The organism is Halomonas sp. C10-5 (genome assembly GCF_057169305.1).
Genome location: NZ_CP175665.1, coordinates 782,256 through 801,342, shown reverse-complemented (window position 1 = coordinate 801,342; position 19,087 = coordinate 782,256). Strand labels below are relative to the sequence as shown.

The 19,087-nt window shown below is 68.4% G+C and carries 19 protein-coding genes; 2 read left to right on the top strand and 17 right to left on the bottom strand.

Going from position 1 to position 19,087, the window contains the following annotated elements:
* Positions 1 to 152 precede the first annotated feature (152 nt).
* Positions 153 to 383 carry a DUF2798 domain-containing protein gene (locus ACJ7IV_RS03765; RefSeq protein ID WP_483865834.1) on the bottom strand — a complete coding sequence of 77 codons (231 nt, stop codon included), beginning with the start codon at positions 381 to 383 and terminating at the stop codon, positions 153 to 155.
* Between the two features lie 121 nt (positions 384 to 504).
* On the opposite strand from ACJ7IV_RS03765, the gene ACJ7IV_RS03760 reads away from it, so the two are divergent.
* Both ACJ7IV_RS03760 and ACJ7IV_RS03755 read left to right on the top strand, forming a co-directional pair.
* On the top strand, positions 505 to 1,326 hold the full coding sequence (locus ACJ7IV_RS03760; protein ID WP_483865833.1) for a carbon-nitrogen hydrolase family protein: 822 nt from the start codon (positions 505 to 507) through the stop codon (positions 1,324 to 1,326).
* Positions 1,327 to 1,349: 23 nt separating this feature from the next.
* Positions 1,350 to 1,862, top strand: coding sequence for a macro domain-containing protein (locus tag ACJ7IV_RS03755; RefSeq protein ID WP_483865832.1), 513 nt, complete (start codon positions 1,350 to 1,352; stop codon positions 1,860 to 1,862).
* Between the two features lie 4 nt (positions 1,863 to 1,866).
* Here the strand turns inward: ACJ7IV_RS03755 and ACJ7IV_RS03750 are convergent, their stop codons facing one another.
* The 16 genes from ACJ7IV_RS03750 to puuE all read right to left on the bottom strand — a co-directional run bounded on the left by ACJ7IV_RS03750 (position 1,867) and on the right by puuE (position 18,794).
* Entirely contained in the window at positions 1,867 to 3,189 is a 1,323-nt protein-coding gene (locus ACJ7IV_RS03750) for a TRAP transporter large permease (RefSeq protein WP_483865831.1), read from the bottom strand.
* A complete protein-coding gene (locus tag ACJ7IV_RS03745) occupies positions 3,179 to 3,658 on the bottom strand; it encodes a TRAP transporter small permease (RefSeq protein WP_483865830.1) in 480 nt (159 codons plus the stop codon). Before ACJ7IV_RS03745 ends, ACJ7IV_RS03750 begins: the two co-directional genes overlap by 11 nt.
* Positions 3,659 to 3,724: 66 nt before the next feature.
* A complete protein-coding gene (locus tag ACJ7IV_RS03740; protein WP_483865829.1) occupies positions 3,725 to 4,735 on the bottom strand; it encodes a DctP family TRAP transporter solute-binding subunit in 1,011 nt (336 codons plus the stop codon).
* Positions 4,736 to 4,864: 129 nt separating this feature from the next.
* Positions 4,865 to 5,353 carry a DUF192 domain-containing protein gene (locus ACJ7IV_RS03735; protein ID WP_483865828.1) on the bottom strand — a complete coding sequence of 163 codons (489 nt, stop codon included), beginning with the start codon at positions 5,351 to 5,353 and terminating at the stop codon, positions 4,865 to 4,867.
* Positions 5,350 to 6,495 carry an ABC transporter ATP-binding protein gene (locus tag ACJ7IV_RS03730; RefSeq protein WP_483865827.1) on the bottom strand — a complete coding sequence of 382 codons (1,146 nt, stop codon included), beginning with the start codon at positions 6,493 to 6,495 and terminating at the stop codon, positions 5,350 to 5,352. Before ACJ7IV_RS03730 ends, ACJ7IV_RS03735 begins: the two co-directional genes overlap by 4 nt.
* Positions 6,488 to 7,156 carry a molybdate ABC transporter permease subunit gene (gene modB, locus ACJ7IV_RS03725; RefSeq protein ID WP_483865826.1) on the bottom strand — a complete coding sequence of 223 codons (669 nt, stop codon included), beginning with the start codon at positions 7,154 to 7,156 and terminating at the stop codon, positions 6,488 to 6,490. Before modB ends, ACJ7IV_RS03730 begins: the two co-directional genes overlap by 8 nt.
* Positions 7,156 to 7,968, bottom strand: a complete 813-nt coding sequence (modA, locus tag ACJ7IV_RS03720; RefSeq protein ID WP_483865825.1) for a molybdate ABC transporter substrate-binding protein — start codon at positions 7,966 to 7,968, stop codon at positions 7,156 to 7,158. The genes modB and modA overlap by 1 nt, the downstream gene beginning before the upstream one ends.
* 283 nt (positions 7,969 to 8,251) lie before the next feature.
* Positions 8,252 to 8,983, bottom strand: coding sequence for a GntR family transcriptional regulator (locus ACJ7IV_RS03715; protein WP_483865824.1), 732 nt, complete (start codon positions 8,981 to 8,983; stop codon positions 8,252 to 8,254).
* 122 nt (positions 8,984 to 9,105) lie between these two features.
* Complete coding sequence (gene pyk, locus ACJ7IV_RS03710; protein ID WP_483865823.1) at positions 9,106 to 10,596, bottom strand: pyruvate kinase; 1,491 nt, start codon at positions 10,594 to 10,596, stop codon at positions 9,106 to 9,108.
* Complete coding sequence (locus ACJ7IV_RS03705; RefSeq protein WP_483865822.1) at positions 10,593 to 11,933, bottom strand: glycerate kinase type-2 family protein; 1,341 nt, start codon at positions 11,931 to 11,933, stop codon at positions 10,593 to 10,595. Before ACJ7IV_RS03705 ends, pyk begins: the two co-directional genes overlap by 4 nt.
* 337 nt (positions 11,934 to 12,270) lie before the next feature.
* Complete coding sequence (locus ACJ7IV_RS03700; RefSeq protein ID WP_483865821.1) at positions 12,271 to 13,158, bottom strand: 2-hydroxy-3-oxopropionate reductase; 888 nt, start codon at positions 13,156 to 13,158, stop codon at positions 12,271 to 12,273.
* A gap of 39 nt (positions 13,159 to 13,197) precedes the next feature.
* The gene (hyi, locus tag ACJ7IV_RS03695) at positions 13,198 to 13,974 is read right to left on the bottom strand and encodes a hydroxypyruvate isomerase (protein WP_483865820.1); all 777 of its coding nucleotides are present in this window, start codon (positions 13,972 to 13,974) and stop codon (positions 13,198 to 13,200) included.
* 158 nt (positions 13,975 to 14,132) lie between these two features.
* Positions 14,133 to 15,908: a glyoxylate carboligase gene (gcl, locus tag ACJ7IV_RS03690; RefSeq protein ID WP_483865819.1), complete on the bottom strand. Its 1,776-nt coding sequence runs from the start codon at positions 15,906 to 15,908 to the stop codon at positions 14,133 to 14,135.
* Positions 15,909 to 16,086: 178 nt separating this feature from the next.
* Positions 16,087 to 16,572 carry an ureidoglycolate lyase gene (locus ACJ7IV_RS03685; protein ID WP_483865818.1) on the bottom strand — a complete coding sequence of 162 codons (486 nt, stop codon included), beginning with the start codon at positions 16,570 to 16,572 and terminating at the stop codon, positions 16,087 to 16,089.
* A gap of 248 nt (positions 16,573 to 16,820) precedes the next feature.
* Positions 16,821 to 17,654, bottom strand: coding sequence for a bifunctional allantoicase/(S)-ureidoglycine aminohydrolase (locus ACJ7IV_RS03680; protein WP_483865817.1), 834 nt, complete (start codon positions 17,652 to 17,654; stop codon positions 16,821 to 16,823).
* 201 nt (positions 17,655 to 17,855) lie between these two features.
* Positions 17,856 to 18,794 carry an allantoinase PuuE gene (gene puuE / locus ACJ7IV_RS03675; RefSeq protein WP_483865816.1) on the bottom strand — a complete coding sequence of 313 codons (939 nt, stop codon included), beginning with the start codon at positions 18,792 to 18,794 and terminating at the stop codon, positions 17,856 to 17,858.
* Between the last annotated feature and the right edge of the window lie 293 nt (positions 18,795 to 19,087).

Here is a 19,087-nt window from a genome sequence, read left to right as displayed (position 1 = left end):
CGCCACGGGAGGCGGTGCCGGCATCGGTTATCGGGGGGGTGGCTATTGGTACAGGGGCGAGGCTGGAGTTGCAACTTTGTGCGCCGATTTGCAACGAATGTCGCGAAAGTGACAGGAAAGCGCAACACCCCTTTTCATCCGGCTGTTACCATTTAGGGCTTGCGAATGAGCCTGGCGGTAATGCGTTGCAGCCTTGGCGCACCAACCAGAATCAACGAGAAGGCGATAGGCCAGGCGATATAGAAGGCACGCCACCAGCGGCCGACAAAACCCTCACCCAGACCGGTATTGACCCAAGTGATCACGAAGGTCATCAGGAACACCATATACAGCGACATCAACACGGCGAAGACGAGAGGCGCGAGGCGCGGCGGGAAGAACATCGGGACTCCTGATAGCCTGAGGGAAGGAGATGGACGGGGCCTATTATAGGCCGACCACCGCGAATGGCTCCCGTGCCCCTTGTTCGCAGGTCACGGGAGGTCGCATGCCCCTGGAGGTCTCATGGAACTGCTTGCCTGCCAACCCGCCATACCCGCCATTCGCTGCCGCGGCGACCAGCTCACCTGGCTGCGCCAGCTGAGCCGCGAGATCGAGTCCCGTTGCCAGGCGAGTCGTCCCGACCTGATCGTGCTGCCCGAGCTTACCACCCTGGAGTACGGCAGCAGCGCCTTCGCGTGTCTGAGAGATCTGGACGACGACCTGCAGGGGCCCGTCTACGAACGCTTCAGCGAGCTGGCCCGACGCCTGGGCTCCACCATCGCCTACGGCACGGCCCGTCGTGGCGAGCAGGGGCGTCATATCAGTCAGGTGCTGGTGGGGCCGGATGGCGCCCTGGCCGGGGTCTACGACAAGCTGCACTGTGCCCAGTTCGGTGCCTCGGCCGAAGCGGCCCATTTCACGCCCGGCGAGTCTCTGCTGGTGTTGGACATCGCCGGCTGGCGGGTCGGTGTGATGATCTGCTACGACCTGCGCTTCCCCGAACTGGCGCGGCGCCTGGCCGCCGAGGGGGTGGAGCTGGTGCTGCACCCGGTGGCCTTCACCCGCGACTTCTCCTTCGCCAGCTGGCACGCCTTCGTCACCGCCCGCGCCATGGAGAACCAGCAGTGGTGGCTGAGTCTCAACCGCGCCGGCGAGGCCTGGGGTCACTCCCTGCTCTGTCCGCCGCTGGTGGACGAAGCCCATGCCGCCGAGGATTTCGGCCCGCACGAGGCGTGGCGCCGAGTGTCACTTTCCAGACAGGCCCTGGTCGAAGCCCGGGAGCGACTGCCGCTCTCGCGCGACCGTCGCGACGACCTGGCCGGGCTGCCACTGTGGCAGCCATGAGCAAACGCAACCGAGGAGGCAGCATGATCGAATGTATCCAGGGCGATATCGCCCGGCAGCCCGACATCGAGGCGGTGGTCAACGCCGCCAATACCCAGCTGCGCCCCGGCGGCGGCGTGGCCGGTGCCCTGCACCGCGCCGCTGGCCCCGAGCTCGACCGTGCCTGCCGCTCCCTGGCGCCGATCCGCCCGGGCGAGGCGGTGATCACCGCTGCCTTCGAGCTGCCCAACCACCGTGTCATCCACTGCCTGGGGCCGGTCTACGGCGTGGACGAGCCCGCGGAGGCGCTGCTCGCCGCCTGCTATCGCAACGCCCTGGAGCTTGCCGAACGCGAGGGTCTGCACTCCATCGCCTTCCCGGCGCTCTCCGCCGGCGCCTTTGGCTACCCGCTGGAGGAGGCCGCGCGGGTGGCACTGGAGACGGTATCCACCACCCTGCCCCGCTGCCCGCATCTGGAGCGGGTGCGATTCGTGCTCTTCGATGCCAGGAGCACCGCGCTCTTCCGGCGTCTGCTCGACGAGCTGCAGGTAGGGTAGCGACCTACCCCACGTTGTAGCCGAGGGTTCGCGGCAACCACAGGGCGATCTCAGGGAACACCGCCACCAGCGCCAGGGCGCCGGCCATGGCCACCACGAACAGCAGCGCCCAGCCCACGGTCTGCTCCAGGCGGATCTTCGCCACTTCGGTGGTCACCATCAGGTTGACCGCCACCGGCGGGGTGAACTGGCCGATGGCGATGTTCATGGCCAGCAGGATGCCGAACCACACCGGATTCCACTCGAAGTGCTGCATCACCGGAATCAGGATCGGCATCATGATCAGGTAGATGGAGATAGCGTCGAGCAGCATGCCGGCGGCCAGCACCGCCAGCATGACCAGCACCAGCAGCACCACGCCGCTGTCGGAGAGCGAGATGATCCACTCCGCCAGGTGGCGGAAGGTGCCGAGCATGGTGCCCGCCCAGGCGAAGATGCCCGCCAGGGCGATGATCAGCATCACCACGCCGGAGATCACCGCCGCCTCGCCGAACAGCGCCCAGAGATCGCGCCAGCCGAGCTCACGGGTGACGAAGAGTCCGATCACCACGCCGTAGGCCACCGCCACCACCGCAGCCTCGGTGGGGGTAAAGAGCCCGCTGCGCAGCCCGCCAAGGATCAATATTGGCGCGAACAGCGCCGGCAGCGCCTGCTTGAAGGTCTCGCCCACCCTGAGGCGCTCCGCGCCCGCCACCGACATCCCGCCTTCCCAGCCCCGCCCTTCCCATCCATAACGCCTGGAGACGATCAGCGCCGGCACCAGCAGGGCCAGGCCGGCCAGTATCCCGGGGAAGAGCCCGGCGGCGAACAGCGCCCTCAGGTCGACCCCGGGCACCACGATGGAGTAGAGGATCAGCGCCACCGAAGGCGGAATCAGGATCGCCGTGGAGGCCGAAGCGGCGATCAGCGTGGCCGAGAACGGCTTCGGATAGCCGGCCTTCGTCATGCTGGGCAGCATCACCATGGCCACTGCGGCGGCGTCCGCCGGCCCCGAGCCACTCATGCCCCCCATGATCATGCACACCAGCACCGCGACCAGCGCCAGGCCGCCGTGGCGCGGGCCGATCAGCGCCTGGGCGAAGCGCACCAGGCGCAGGGCGACACCTGAGCGCTCGAAGATGAGCCCGGTGAGGATAAATAGCGGGATGGCGATCAGCGGGTACTTGGCAATGCTGTTATAGGTGTTGGTGCCGAGGGTGGCGAGCATCGCCGGCGACAGCCCAGCCAGTATTCCCGTGGCACCGGCCAGCGCCAGGGAGAAGGCGACAGGCACCCCGGCAATGAGCAGGCCGGCAAAGGCCAGCAGCATCCACAGGTCAGGACTCATCGTCGAGCCTCCCGCGCAGGCGGTCCCGGGTCTGCTGCAGCTGGCGCACCAGCATCACAGCCGCCAGGAGTGGCAGCCAGACGATATACCACCACTGAGGCAGCCCCAGTCCCGGCGAGAGGGTCTCCCACTGGTACTCCTGCCAGGCCAGCTTCGCGCCGAACCAGCTGATCAGGCCCAGCACGGCGATGCCGCAGGCACCCTGGAAGATCACCAGCAGCCGGCGCGGCCCGGTCGGAAGGGCACGCTCCAACATGCCGATGCGGATATGGCCGTTGCGGCGCAGCGCCACGGCGGCACCGGCGAAGGTCAGCACCACCAGCAGGAACACCGAGAGCTCCTCGGTAAAGGCCAGCGAGCCGCCGGTGATGTAGCGGGTCACCACGTTACCCAGGCTGATCAGCGAGATGATCACCAGGGCCAGGGCGGCCAGCCAGCGCTCCGGCCTGGCGTCCGGGGAAGGGATCATGGGTTACCTCACAAGGCAGCGGCCGGCCACTAGGGCCGGCCGGTCAGTCAGAAGGAAGGGCGGGGATCAGCGCGACTCGACAGAGGCACGGGCGGCCTCGACGATCTCCTCGCCGATCTTGGGAATCCACTCGTCGTGAACACCGGCGGTGGCCTCAACGAAGGCCTGGTACTGCTCATCGGAGAGCTCGGTGACGGTGACGCCGCGCTCCTGGATGGCGGTCAGGCGCTCGCTCTCCTCCTCGCGGGTCATGGCGATCTCCCACTCGCCCGCTTCCACTGCGGCCTCGCGCAGGATCTCGCGGTCACCCTCCTCGAGGGACTCCCACACCTGACGGTTCACGGCGAAGATCAGCGGATCGTTCATGTAGTTCCACAGGGTCAGGTGCTCCTGACCCACCTGGTCGATGCGCGCCACGTCGAACACCGAGAGCGGGTTCTCCTGGCCGTCCACCGCGCCGGTGGTCAGCGCGGGCTTGGCGTCGGCCCAGCTCATCTGGGTGGGGTCGGCGCCCAGGGCGTCGAAGGTGTCCTGGAACAGCGGCGAACCCACCACGCGGATCTTCAGTCCTTCGAGGTCGGCAGGCTCATCGATCGCCTCCCGCGAGTTGGAGAGCTGGCGGAAACCATTCTCGCCCCAACCCAACGGAATCACGTCGCGGGACTCGATGGCCGCGAATATCATCTTGCCGGCCTCGCCGCCGGTAACCGCATCCACCGCCGCCTCGTCGGGCAGCAGGAAGGGCAGCGAGAAGAGGTTGAGCTCCGGCACCTGGGGCGACCAGTTGATCGTGGAACCCACCGCCGCGTCGATCAGACCGGAGCGCATGGCGGAGAATTCGCGGGTCTGGTCGCCGTTGACCAGCTGGGAGTTGGGGTAGACGCGCATGGTGATGCGTCCTTCGGTGCGCTCCTCCACCAGCTCGGCCCATTTCTCGGCGGCCTGGCCCCAGGGGAAGGCGTCGGAAAGCACGGTTGAGATGGCGATCTCCCGCGCCTGCACGGAGAGCGAGCCGGAGAGCAGAGCGGCGCCGGCCAGGGCGGCGGTCAGCTTGGCAAGCGATCGATGGGTAGTCATGGCGTGTCCTTGCAGCGGCGTCCCGAAGGCATCGAGACGCAATTATGGTTATGGATCAAGCGATGCAGTCGTGCGACTGCATCCAACTATTCTAGGGCGAGCAGCGTTGAATGACAGCCCGTGATGGCCCTAGTCACAGCGGGACTCCGCCCCCGGCCAGCTGACACAGTTCCCCACCTCGATGTCGAGCGCCTCGAAGGTACCGGCATTGACCTCCAGTGCGGCCCGATAGGACACCCCGGGGCGGGTCACCGCGCAGTCGGCGGGGTCACTCGAGCCGCAGGGCTGCATGGTGTGGGTCGAGACGATGCGCCCTTCCCCGTCGATGAAGGCGATATCCAGCGGGATCAGGGTGCGGTACATCCAGAAGCCACTACCGCCGGCCTGGTCGCCGGGATAGAGGAATAGCATGCCGGCGTCCTCGGCGAGCCGCTCGCGCGCCATCAGCCCGCGGCTGCGCTCGGCCGGCTCATCCGCCACCTCGACCCGGAAGTCATGCTGCCCTGAGTCGCCGTGAACGGCGAGCGGCCAGCGCTCCGCGGGTGCCTCGGCGAGGCTCGCCGCGGGCAGCGCGAGCGAGCCGAGGGCGAGGATAGCGGTATGAAGGAGGTGTTTCATGGCAGGCTCCTGGTGTCATCGCCGGCGGCGGAAGCCTCCGGCATCAGGTGGATACCCATGGCGAGCAGCGAGACCTGCACCGCCTCGCCCCGTGCCAGTCCGTTGCGGCGGGCGGCGTGGGTGGCGATCTCGAAGCCGAGCCGCTGCGGGGTGTGATCGAAGGCCAGGGTCACCGAGGTCATCCCGCCCAGCACCACCAGTTCCTCGACCCGGGCACGCACCGGGTTCTCGCGCTCGCCCAGCGAAGGCCGCCCGCGTCGGTGCAGCACCACATCCGAGGGCGGCAGGTACCAGACCACCCGGGCACCCGGCGGCAGCGACGCCAGCCCCTCGGCCACCTCCAGCCGCCAGGGACCCCAGGCCAGCCGGCGCTCACCGCCCTCCTCCACCACCTCGCCGGTAAACACATTGTGGCGGTCCAGCAGGCGCGCCACCTGCGGCGACACCGGGCGACGGAACAGCGACTCAGGTTGGCCCTCCTGCAGGGTGCGCCCGGCGTGCAGCACGCAGAGGCGATCGGCCAGCGCCGCCGCCTCGTCGAGGTCGTGGGTGACCAGCACGATGGGGATGCGGATCTCCTGGCGCAGCAACGCCAGCTCGCGCTGCAGGCGCCGACGGGTGACCTGGTCCACCGCCGAGAAGGGCTCGTCGAGCAGCAGCACCCGGGGATTGCGCGCCAGCGCCCGGGCCAGGGCCACCCGCTGGCGCTGGCCGCCGGAGAGCTCGGCCGGATGGCGCCCGGCCAGGCCGTCCAGGCGCACCCGCGTCAGCCACTCCTCGGCACGCCGGCGGCGTTCGGCAGGGGGCAGGTGGCCCAGGGCGACCATGACATTACCCAGGGCGGTCAGATGGGGGAACAGCGCATAGTCCTGGAACACCAGTCCGACCCGGCGCCGCTGTGGCGGCAGGGAGAGCCGCCTGCCGGCATCGAACCACAGGGCATCGCCACAGGCGATGCGTCCACCGGCCGGGCGATAGAGCCCGGCCACCGCACGCAACAGGGTCGTCTTGCCACTGCCGGAGGGACCCACCAGGGCCAGCAGTTCGCCGGCCGCGCAGTGGAAGTCGGCGGCTAGCGGGATGGGCCCTGCCTGATGGAGGCTGACGGAGAGGCTGATGGACGGAACCACGGGCTCAGCCACGGCGCCACCTCCGCCGGCCCGCCAGGCCGTAGACCACGCCGATGGTGAGGAAGGAGGCCAGCAGCAGCATTGCGGACATGGTGGCCGCGCCGCTCTCGTCGAAGGCCTGCACCCGATCGTAGATGGCGATGGCCAGGGTGCGGGTCTCGCCGTCGATGGCGCCACCCACCATCAGGATCACCCCGAACTCCCCCAGGGTGTGGGCGAAGGTGAGGGCCAGGGCCGAGACGATACCCGGCCACACCAGCGGCAGTTCGATGCGCCACAGGGTATGCGCCGGCGACAGCCCGCTGCACCAGGCCGCCTCGCGCAGGTTGCTCGGTACCGCCTCGAAGGCGCGCTGTACCGGCTGGACCGCAAAGGGCAGGTTGGCCACCAGGGAGGCGAGCAGGATGCCCTCGAAGGTGAAGTTGAGCCCCGAACCGAACAGCCGCTGCCAGAGCCCGCCGAAGGGCGCCTCGACGCCGAAGGCCTGCATCAGATAGAAGCCCAGCACCGTGGGTGGCATCACCAGAGGCAAGGCCACCAGCGCCTCGCCCAGCGGCTTGGCGCGGGAGCGGCTGGTGGCCAGCGCTCGCCCCAGCCAGATCCCCAGCGGCAGCAGCAGCAGGCAGGTCAGGGTCGCCAGGTGCAGCGAGACCGAGAGTGCGGTCCAGTCCATCAGGGGGCTGTATCCCCGGGGAGGCGGAAGCCATAGTCGGCCAGGATCCCGCGGGCCTCCTCCTCCTGCAGCCAGGCATAGAAGGCACGCGCCGTCTCCCCTGCGCCCTCGACCAGCGCCATGCGCTGTACCAGCGGCGCATGCCAGGACTCGGGAATCAGCACATGCTCGCCGCGCTCGGCGATAGGCGGCGCCAGGGCCAGTGACCAGGCCACCAGGCCCCCGCGGGCGTCACCGGAGAGGGCGAAGCGGGCGGCCTGGGAGACGTTCTCCCCCAGCACCCTCAGCGGCGTGCTCCCCTCCCACAGGCCAGCATGCTCCAGCGCCTGGCGGGCGGCCACGCCGTAGGGGGCGTGCTCGGGATTGGCCAGGGCAAGACGCGGCCGGCCCTGCCCCGCGGCGTGGGCATCGAGCGCCTCCTGCACCGCGGCCAGCGGGGCCTCCTCACCCGGCAGCTCCCCCTGCCCTCTCGGCTGCAGCCAGGCCAGGCGCCCCACCGCATAGACCACACCCTCATTCTCGAGGTGGCCTTCCTCGTGCAGCGCCAGCACATAGGCCTCGTCGGCAGAGAGATAAAGCTCGAACGGGGCACCCTGGGCGATCTGGCGGCGGAAGTTGCCGGAGGAGCCGAAGTTGAGTCGCAGCTCGCGACCGGTCTCGGCCGTGAAGCGCTCGGCGGCCTCGCTCAGGGCGAACTGCAGGTCCGAGGCGGCAGCCACGGTGGGAGGCGCGGCGGCGATGGCCAGCGGCGAGAGGAGCAGGGCAAGCCCCAGCAGCAGGGCGCGACATCCCGAGCGGGGGAAAAATGGCATGACGAGGCTCCGACGGGCATGAATGGACGCATTGTCCGACACCCCGCCGATGCCCACAACCCGCCCGGTGTTCCTGTCAGGGCTATCGCAGTTAGCCATGCGGCGATAGCGAAAGGCGCCGGGGACAGGTCGAAGAGGGGGTCCTATGCCAGGGATGGCATCGGTAGCGCCCAGGGACGGGTTCACAGCGCCCCCTCGAAGGCCTGTCGCCGGAGAAGCCTTGAGCGGTGTTTCTATCTGCGATAGCCCTGGTGTTCCTGTTGCGAGCCACGCCGGGCGCTGTTCAGCTCGTGGCGACGCCGGCGAAGATGGCGCGCAGGTCGGTCTCCTCCTCGCGGCGACCGAGGTCGAGCAGTCCTTCGAGGCTCACCAGGTGGCCAACCACGGCTTCACGGGCCCCCTCGGCATCCCCCGCACCCAGGGCCGCCAGCAGCCGCGGGTGGTCACCCTCCAGGTAGCAGGAACCAAGCGTGGGACGCTTGTAGAGGGCGATGACGATGGAGGTGCGCATCACCAGATCGGTGAGCATGGCTCCCAGCACACGATTGGGCGAGAGGGCGGCCAGGCGATGGTGAATGGTCAGGGAGTGGGCGATGCGTGCCGGTTCGTCGCCGCGGCCGTAGGCTTCGGCCTCGGCCCGCGCCTCGGCCTCCAGCGCCGTCAACACGCCAGGCTCAACTCCCTGGGCCGCGAGCAGCGCGGCCACCTCACCCTCCACCAGGCGACGGGCGGCGAAGGTCTCGCGGGTCTCCTCCACACTCGGCGAGCGCACTCGGGCCACCTGATTGGGACGCTGGTCGATGACATGGTCGGCGGCCAGGCGAGTCAGGGCGCGACGCACCACCGAGCGGCTGACGCCGAAGATCTCGCCCAATGCCACTTCAGGCAGGCGCGTACCCGGCGGCAGGCGCTGGCTGAGAACCGCCTGGCGCACCTGCTCGACGATATAGGGGTCGCTGATGCGCTCGCCGGCCCGAATGGCGGCCTCGACGTCGGCCTTCCAGGAGTGGCTCATGCTCTCTCGCTCATTGTGATCATCCTGGCCGCACCATCGCACTTTTCGGCACGAATGACCACACCGAGCGGGCATCCTGTATACAGGATGCCCGTGATCAGCACGTCGCTACATGCCTACCTTCACGGTCCGGGCAGATGGCCGGCGTTGACGTCGAGGATCTTCATCGTGTTGGTGCCGCCATGAGCGTTCATCTCGTCGCCCCGGGTGAGGATCACGTGGTCGCCGGGCTCGGCGATACCCTTCTCCACCAGCAGCGCCAGGGCGCGGTCGTTGAGCTCCTCCGCGCTCATCTCGCTGGTATCGAAGGGCAGCGAGACCACCCCGCGATAGAGCGCCATGCGCCGCTGGGCGATGGCGCTGTGGGCCAGCCCCACGATGGGCAGCCCCGAACGGATGCGCGAGGCGATCAGCGGCGTGTAGCCGGTGGAGGTCATGCAGGCGATGGCGGCCACGCCGGAGAGATGGTTGGCGGCGTACATGGCAGAGAGCGCGATGGTCTCGTCGATCTGGGTGAATCCCTCGTGGATGCGGTGCCCCGACTCCTGGGCGACCTTCTCGCGCTCGGCACCCAGGCAGACCCGGTCCATGGCCTCGATGGTCTCCACCGGGAAGTCGCCGGCGGCGGTCTCGGCGGAGAGCATCACCGCGTCGGTGCCGTCGAGTACGGCGTTGGCGACATCGAACACCTCGGCCCGGGTAGGCAGCGGAGACTCGATCATCGACTCCATCATCTGGGTGGCGGTGATCACCGCGCGGTTCAGCGTGCGGGCGCGCTTGATGATGCGCTTCTGGGTGCCGATCAGCTTCTCGTCGCCGATCTCCACGCCCAGATCACCACGCGCCACCATCACCGCCTCCGAGGCGCGGATGATGCCGTCCAGGGTCGCCTCGTCGGCTACCGCCTCGGCCCGCTCGAGCTTGGCCACCAGGCCGATCTCAGCCCCGGCCTCGCCGAGCAGCTCGCGGGCCTCGGCCATGTCGGCGGCACTGCGCGGGAACGAGACCGCCAGGTAGTCGACGCCGATCGCCACGGCGTTGGCCAGGTCCGCGCGGTCCTTGTCGGTGAGCGCCGGAGCCGAGAGGCCACCACCCTGCTTGTTGATGCCCTTGTTGTTGGAGAGCTTGCCGCCCACGGTCACGGTGGTGTGGATCTCGCGCCCCTCGACGCCGCTGACGTCGAGCACCAGCCGGCCGTCGTCGAGCAGCAGGCGGTCACCGGGGGTGACGTCCTCGATCAGCTGCTTGTAATCGCAGCCCACTCGCTCCCGGGTGCCCGCATCGCTTTCCAGCGCCATGTCGAGGATGAAGGCGTCCCCCTCCTCGAGCTCCACGGCACCCTCGGCGAAGCGGGCAATGCGGATCTTGGGGCCCTGCAGGTCGCCCAGGGCGGCCACGCTCCTGCCCTGGTGGGCGGCGATCTCGCGCACACGCTCGAGGCGACGGCGATGGTCATCGGCACTGCCGTGGGAGAAGTTGAGGCGCACCACGTCGACGCCGGCGGCAATCATCGCCTCGAGCACCCCCTCGCGGTCGCTGGCGGGGCCCAGGGTGGCGACGATCTTGGTGCGCCGGATGGGGTCGTGGATGGGGGCATGGGGGAGATGGCTCATGGCGTCCTCGGCAGGATCAGGATGGCACGGAAGTCGTTGACGTTGGTGCGCGTGGGGCCGGTAACGATCAGCCGCTCCAGCGCCTGGAAGAAAGTGTAGGCATCATTGCGTGACAGAAAGGTGGCCGGGTCAAGCCCCTGCTGTCGGGCACGGGCCCAGTCGGCATCGGCGATAAGGGCCCCGGCGTTGTCCTCGGAGCCGTCGATGCCGTCGGTGTCGATGGCCAGGGCATGGATGCCCGGCGCCCCCTGAAGCGCCTCGAAGAGCCCCAGCAGGTACTCGACGTTACGCCCACCGCGGCCATCGCCGCGCACCGTGACGCTGGTCTCGCCGCCGGAGAGCAGCAGCAGCGGCCGGGTGAGCCCTTCCTGGCTCGAGCGCGCCAGGCGCGCCTGGGCACGCCCCAGCTCGCGGGCCTCGCCCTCGAGGTCGTCGCCCAGCACGCGCACCTCCACACCGCACGCCGCGGCGGCTACACGGGCGGCCTCCAGGGCATCGGCGGCGCGAGCCAGCACCCGGGCGCGGTCGCGGGCGAAGCCGGGATCATCGGGCGCCGGCGCCTCGCCGGCCCCCTCGAGGTGGCGCCGCACCGCGTCGGGGATGGCGATGCCATGGCGCTCGAGGATCGCCAGGGCATCCGCCGGGGTGGTGGCGTCGGGCAGGGTCGGGCCGGAGGCGACTAGGGTCGGGTCGTCGCCGGGCACGTCGGAGATCACCCAGGTCAGCACCGGTGCCGGATGGGCCGCAGCGGCCAGGCGCCCGCCCTTGATCGCCGAGAGGTGGCGGCGCACGGTGTTGATCTCGCGGATCGGCGCCCCGCAGCGCAGCAGTTCGCGGTTGAGCGCCTGCTTGTCGGCCAGGGTGATGCCGGGCGCCGGCAGGCTCATCAGCGCCGAGCCGCCGCCGGAGATCAGCGCGATCACCAGGTCCTCCTCGCCCAGCGGCGCCACCGCCTCGAGCATGCGTCGGGCGGCCTCCTCGCTCAGGCCGTCGGGCATGGGGTGGGAGGCCTCGAGCACCTCGATACGCTCGCAGGGCGCCTCGTGCTCCTCGATACCGTGCCCGTAGCGGGTCACCACCAGCCCCTCGAGAGGGGCCTCGGACTGGTGGGCCTGCCAGGCGCGCTCCAGGGTCGCGGCCATGGCGGCGGCGGCCTTGCCGGCCCCTACCACCAGGGTGCGGCCGGCGGGCGGCGGGGGCAGCTCGCCGGGCAGCAGGCTGTCGGGATGCACGGCGTGCACGGCGGTGTCGGCCAGGCCGCGCAGCCAGCGCAGGGCCTCCGGCGCCGACAGCGCGGCGATGGCCTCGGGGGAGGATGGGGACGGCGTGTCGGCCATGGAGTTCTCCTCTGCGGCTGATGGCCCCACCGGGGCCATCCTGGAATTCTTGGGTCGTGATCGATCCGGGTTCGGGGATCATAAACAGCGATCCGGGTTCGGGGATCGTGAACGGTGATCCGGGTTCGGGGATCGCGAAAAAGGACCCGGCGGCAGGTCGTTCCTGCCACCGGGAAAGGCCGCCGGGGCGGCCGGAAGGCGTGCGACGACCCGACGCCCGCCTTCCGGAGCCTACCGGATTCTGCCGCTCGTCGCCGAACGGTGTCTGCCGGCAGGCCCTCGGGGAGCAGTCACCTCCCCTGCCCGCGCCGGCCCAGCACCGGGCCGGCGCCGGAACTCATGCCTGGCCCACCTCGTGGTTAGCCAGGGTCTCCAGGGCGCGCAGGATGCCGGCATGGTCCCACTCGGCGCCGCCGTTGGCGGCACAGGCCTGGAACAGCTGCTGGGCGTTGGCGGTACCGGGCAGCGCCAGGTCGAGGCTGCGCGCGCCTTCCAGTGCCAGATTGAGGTCCTTCTGGTGCAGCTTGATCTTGAAGCCGGGATCGAAGGTGCGCTGGATCATGCGCTCGCCGTGCACGTCGAGGATCTTCGACTGGGCCAAGCCGCCGAGCAGCGACTCACGCACCTTGGCCACGTCGGCGCCCGCCTTGGAGGCGAACAGCAGGCCCTCGGCCACCGCCTCGATGGTCAGGGCGACGACGATCTGGTTGGCCACCTTGCAGGTCTGGCCGGCGCCGTGGCCGCCGATATGGGTGATGGTCTTGCCCATCACCTCGAGGACCGGCCTGGCCCGGGTGAAGCCCTCGTCGGTGGCGCCCACCATGATGGTCAAGGCGGCGTTGATGGCACCGCCCTCCCCGCCGGAGACCGGGGCGTCGACATACTCGCCGCCGGCCTCATGGATGCGCCGGGCGAAGTCCTGGGTGGGGATCGGCGCGATGGAACTCATGTCGATCACCAGTGTGCCGGGCTTCAGGCCCTCGATGACCCCATTCTCGCCGAACAGCACCTGCTCGACGTCCGGGGTGTCGGGCACCATGGTGATGATCACCTCGGCCTGCTTGGCGACCGCCTTGGGGCTTGCGAGCTCCTGCATGCCCTTGCTGGCCAGTGTCTCGTCGAGCTTGCCGCGCTTGACGGTGGTGAGCTCGTGGCCGGCGTCCAGCAGGTGGCCCGCCATGGGGCGGCCCATGATGCCCAGTCCAATAAATCCGATCTTGCTCATAATCTCTCTCCTGTTGTCATTGGGGTGTCGAGAAGATGCTTAGCGGGTGGCGTCCAGCCAGCCCAGGCCCTCCTGGGTGCGGCCGGCGGGCTTGTACTCGGCGCCGATCCAGCCCTGGTAGCCCAGGCGGTCCAGGTGAGCGAACAGGAAGGGGTAGTTGATCTCCCCAGTGCCCGGTTCGTGGCGCCCCGGGTTGTCGGCGATCTGCACATGGGCGATGCGATCGAAGTGCGTCTCGATGGTCGGGGCCAGGTCCCCCTCCATGATCTGCATGTGATAGATGTCGTGCTGCAACTTGAGGTTGTCGCTGCCCACCTCGTCGAAGATCTGGAGTGCCTGCTCGGTGCGATTGAGGAAGAAGCCCGGGATGTCGCGGGTATTGATCGGCTCGGCGATCAGCAGGATGTCGGCATCCGCGAGCTTGTCGGCGGCGTAGCGCAGGTTCTCGACCAGGGTCTGGCGCGCCTCGGCGTCGCTGACACCCTCGGGCTGGATCCCGGCCAGGCAGTTGACCTGGGTATTACCCAGCACACGGGCGTAGGCGATGGCGCGCTCGACCCCCTCGCGGAATTCGGCGATGCGATCCGGGTGGCAGGCGATGCCGCGCTCGCCCGCGGCCCAGTCACCGGCCGGCAGGTTGAACAGCACCTGAGTCAGGCCGTTGTCGTCGAGGCGCCGCTTGATCTCGGCGGCCTCGAAGTCGTACGGAAAGAGGTACTCCACGCCCTTGAAGCCGGCCTCTGCGGCGGCCTGGAAGCGGTCGAGGAAGTCCACCTCGGTGAACAGCATGCTGAGGTTGGCGGCAAACTTGGGCATCTTGGTCTCCTTGGGTCGTTGGTCATGATTCGGGGCTGATCCGGCGACAGGTCTGCGAGGAGGCGCTGTGAACCCCTCCATGGGCGCTACCGACGCCATCCGTGGCGTAGGACCTCCTCTTCGCCCTGTCCCCGGCGCCCCTGGGCTTGTGGCTAGCCTCAGACGAGGGCGGCGATGGAGGTCGGCGCGTCCTGGACATTCTCGGCCAGGGCCTCGAACTCGTTGACGCCGTCCAGGTTGGTGCCCATGGCGATATTGGTCACCCGCTCGAGGATCACCTCCACCACCACCGGCACGCGATGCTCGGCGGCCAGGCGGCGGGCCTCCTCCAGGGCCGGGGCGATGGCGTCGGGCTCGGTGACCCGCAGCGCCTTGCAGCCCAGCCCCTCCACCACCGAGACATGGTCCACGCCGTAGCCGTTGATCTCGGGGCAGTTGATGTTCTCGAAGGCGAGTTGCACGCAGTAGTCCATGTCGAAGCCGCGCTGCGCCTGGCGGATCAGCCCCAGGTAGGAGTTGTTCACCAGCACGTGCACCCAGGGCAGCTTGAACTGGGCGCCGGCGGCCAGCTCCTCGACCATGAACTGGAAATCATAGTCGCCGGAGAGCGCCACCACCTCGGCCTCGGGGTCGGCGCGGCGCACCCCCAGGGCGGCGGGAATGGTCCAGCCCAGCGGGCCGGCCTGGCCGCAATTGATCCAGTGGCGCGGCTGGTAGACGTGCAGGAACTGGGCGCCGGCGATCTGCGACAGGCCGATGGTGCTGACGTAGCGGGTGTTGCGGCCGAAGACCCGGTTCATCTCCTCGTAGACCCGCTGCGGCTTGACCGGCACCTCGTCGAAGTGGGTCTTGCGCAGCAGGGTCCGCTTGCGCTCCTGGCAGGACTCGATCCAGCGGCTGCGCTGGCGCAGCCGCCCCTCGGCCTCGAGCTCGCGGGCCACCTCGAGGAAGAGGTCGAGCGCCGCCCCGGCGTCGGAAACGATACCGAAGTCGGGACCGAAGATGCGTCCGATCTGGGTCGGTTCGATATCCACGTGGACGAAGGTGCGGCCCCGGGTATAGGTCTCGACGTTGCCGGTGTGGCGGTTGGCCCAGCGGTTGCCGATACCCATCACGAAGTCCGACTCCAGCAGGGTGGCGTTGCCGTAGCGGTGGGAGGTCTGCAACCCCACCATGCCGGCCATCAGCGGGTGATCGTCGGGGATCGCGCCCCAGCCCATCAGGGTCGGGATCACCGGCACCCCGACCAACTCGGCGAACGCCACCAGGCGATCGCTGGCGTCGGCATTGATGATGCCGCCGCCGGCGACGATCAGCGGCCGCTCGGCCTGCTGCAGCATGGCGATGGCCTTCTCGGCCTGAGTCCGGGTGGCGGTCGGCTTGTAGACCGGCAGCGGCTCGTAGGTGTCCGGGTCGAACTCGATCTCGCTCATCTGCACGTCGATGGGCAGGTCGATCAGCACCGGGCCGGGGCGCGCCGAGCGCATCAGGTGGAAGGCCTGCTGGAAGGCACGCGGCACCTGGGCCGGCTCCAGCACGGTGACCGCCCACTTGGTGACGGGACCGGCGATCTCGCGGATGTCCACCGCCTGGAAGTCCTCCTGGTGCAGCTTGGCGCGGGGCGCCTGGCCGGTGATGCAGAGGATCGGGATGGAGTCCGCGGAGGCGGAGTAGAGGCCGGTGATCATGTCGGTGCCGGCGGGACCCGAGGTCCCGATGCAGACCCCGATGTTGCCGGCTTTGGTGCGGGTGTAGCCCTCGGCCATGTGCGAGGCGCCCTCGACATGGCGGGCGAGGATGTGGTCGACACCTCCCACCTTGCGCAGGGCGGCATAGAAGGGGTTGATGGCGGCGCCGGGCACGCCGAAGGCGACCTCGATACCTTCCTTGCGGAGCACGTGAACGGCGGCTTCTGCGGCGGTCATGCGGGCCATGACGGCTTCCTCCTGAGGGATTTATTTTTGTGGAAATATTTTCTGTATACAGAGACTAGGGCCGCCACAGCGGAGCGTCAAGACTATGTGGAAAATATTTTCAAATATTCTTGTATCCAAAAAATACCCAAGCCGTTTCAGCGGCTTGGGCACCTATAGGGAGGCCGTGGACCCTGCGTTACAGGACGACCTGTATCGACAGGGGGTATTCATCGCAGTTGTTCCCCTCGCCGCCGCGATCGACGACCAGGAACTCCCCTTCCCGCTCCAGCACCGACTGGATGGCATGCCAGGTGCCGGCGCGGTAGTTTACCCCCTGGCGCCCGTCGGTGACGAAGGCACGCACCTCGGCAGGATCGATCTCGTCGCCCGGTGGCGCCACCACCACCACGAACCGTTCTTCATGAAGCGGCATGAAGGCCTGGCTGCCCAGCGGATGGCGCTCCAGGAAGTCGAGTTCCAGGGGTAACGCCACCGGCTGGCTGACGAAGACGCTGATCAGGGTCCGCGCGCCCTCCCCCAGGGTCTCGACCTGGGCCAGGTCGTGGTGGCGCCGGGTGCGCCCGGCGTTGATGGGAAACCAGTCGGCGGTGCGAGCGTCGATGACGTCGCCGAAGGGGGCGAAGGCCTCGGCGGTCAGGGGTTCGGCTTTCAGTTCGAGCATGTAGTGCCCTCTTGTTTAACTCGTCAGTCTGCCTGTATTCCGGGGCTGATCCGAGGGCAGGCTCCGGGGCTCCGGGGCGCCGGACCTTCGAGGAGGCGCTGTGAACCCCTCCCTGGGCGCTACATTTGCCATCCATGGCAAATGACCTCCTCTTCATCCTGCCCCCGGCGCCCCTGCACTGGTGCTATCTCAGCGCGTCGCCGGATCAGCCTCGAGCGTTACCTCTATGCTCGGATTGCGTCGCTATCTCAGCGCATCGCCGGGCGCAGCGCGGCGTGGCGATTGACGTCCTTGTAGAGCAGGTAGCGGAACGGGCCCGGGCCGCCGGCATAGCAGGCCTGGGGACAGAAGGCGCGCAGCCACATGAAGTCGCCGGCTTCGACCTCCACCCACTCCTGGTTGAGGTGGTAGACCGCCTTGCCTTCGAGCACGTAGAGGCCATGCTCCATGACGTGGGTCTCGTCGAAGGGTATCACCGCGCCGGGCTGGAAGGTGACGATGTTGACGTGCATGTCGTGGCGCACGTCCTCGGGGTCGACGAAGCGGGTGGTCGCCCAGCGTCCCTCGGTGCCCGGCATCTCGTTGGGGGCGATATCGTTCTCGTTGACCACGAAGGGCTCCGGCACCTCGATGCCCGCGACCCGCTCATAGGCCTTGCGCACCCAGTGGAAGCGCACCGGGGCGTCGGATTCGTTGCGCAGCTGCCACTTGCTGCCCGGCGGCAGGAAGGCGTAGCCGCCGGGCACCATGCGGTGGCGCTCGCCATCCAGGGTCAGGGTCATCTCGCCCTCCACCACGAAGAGCACCCCCTCGGCCTCGGGATCGGGCTCGGGGCGCTCGCTGCCGCCGCCGGGGGAGACCTCCATGATGTACTGGGAGAAGGTCTCGGCGAAGCCGGAGAGCGGGCGCGCCAGCACCCACAACCGGGTCTTCTCCCAGAACGGCAGATTGCTGGTGACGATATCGCGCATCACCCCCCGGGGAATGAAGGCGTAGGCCTCGGTGAACACCGCCCGGTCGGAGAGCAGCTGGGTCTGGGGGGGATGCCCGCCATGCGGGGCATAGTAGGTGCGTTGGTTCATGGTGTGTCCTGAAAAGGCTTGGGCCGAAAGCCCGGGTTTGTACGAGTAGCCCGCAAAGGTCAGGGCGAGAGGCGCCGGGGACAGGCTGAAGAGGGGGTCCTATGCCAGGGGTGGCATCGGTAGCGCCCAGGGAGGGGTTTACAGCGCCCCCTCGCAAGCCTGTCGCCGGATCAGCCTCGAGCGTTACGGCTGTTCAATTGGTCAGCGCCCCGGCGCCGGATGATGCTCCGCCCAGTGTCGGGCGATATCCACGCGGCGCGCCACCCACACCCGGTCGTGGGCCTCGATATGGTCGAGGAAGCGCTGCAGGGCGCGGAAGCGGCCGGGGCGCCCCAGCAGGCGGCAGTGCATGCCGATGGAGAGCATCTTCGGCGACTCCTCCCCTTCGGCGTAGAGCACGTCGAAGGCGTCGCGCAGGTAGGTGAAGAAGTGGTCGGCGGTGTTGAAGCCCTGGGGGGCGGCGAAGCGCATGTCGTTGGTGTCCAGGGTGTAGGGCACCACCAGGTGGTCATGCTCGACACCCTGGCTATCCTTCTCGCGGGTCCAGAACGGCAGGTCATCCCCGTAGTAGTCGCTGTCGTAGAGGAAGCCGCCCTCGTCGAGCACCAGCCGGCGGGTATTGGGGCTATCGCGGCCGGTGTACCAGCCCAGCGGCTTCTCGCCGTAGAGGCGCTGGAAGATCGCCATCGCCTTCTGCAGGTGCTCGCGCTCGACGTGCTCGGGCACCTCCTGGTAGTGGATCCAGCGATAGCCGTGGCAGGCGACCTCATGACCCAGTTCCTTGAAGGCGTGGGCTACTTCGGGATGGCGCTCCAGCGCCATGGCCACACCGAACACGGTGAGCGGCAGGCCGCGACGCTCGAACTCGCGCAGGATGCGCCACACCCCGGCCCGCGAACCGTACTCGTAGATCGACTCCATGCTCAGGTGGCGATCCGGGTAGCTGGCCGCGCCGATGATCTCCGAGAGGAACTGCTCGGAGCCCTCGTCCCCATGGAGCACGCAGTTCTCGCCGCCCTCCTCGTAGTTGAGCACGAACTGCACGGCGATCCGGGCGTTGCCGGGCCAGTTCGCATGGGGCGGGGTGCGACCGTAGCCGATCAGGTCACGAGGGTAATCAGTCGCAGGGGTCAGCGTCATGGCAAAGGTCCTGATTGTTATGGGCAGTGAAAGTGCGGGTGAGTGTGGTCAGCACTATGTATACAAAGAAAAAATAAGCTGTCGCCATGTAAACTGCAAGGGTGGAAGCGCACCCAATATTGTATACATTTACATTTAAACAATGTCGCCATCCAAGCGTTTCTGGCGCCCATTAGACTAATGTCGGCCTCTTGTCCCGACCGGCAAGCCCTGCCACGAAAGCCCAGAAGCCTGATGCCACGGGGGCTGGCGGGCGTTAACCCTACCCGATAGCCGATTCTTGCAACACACAC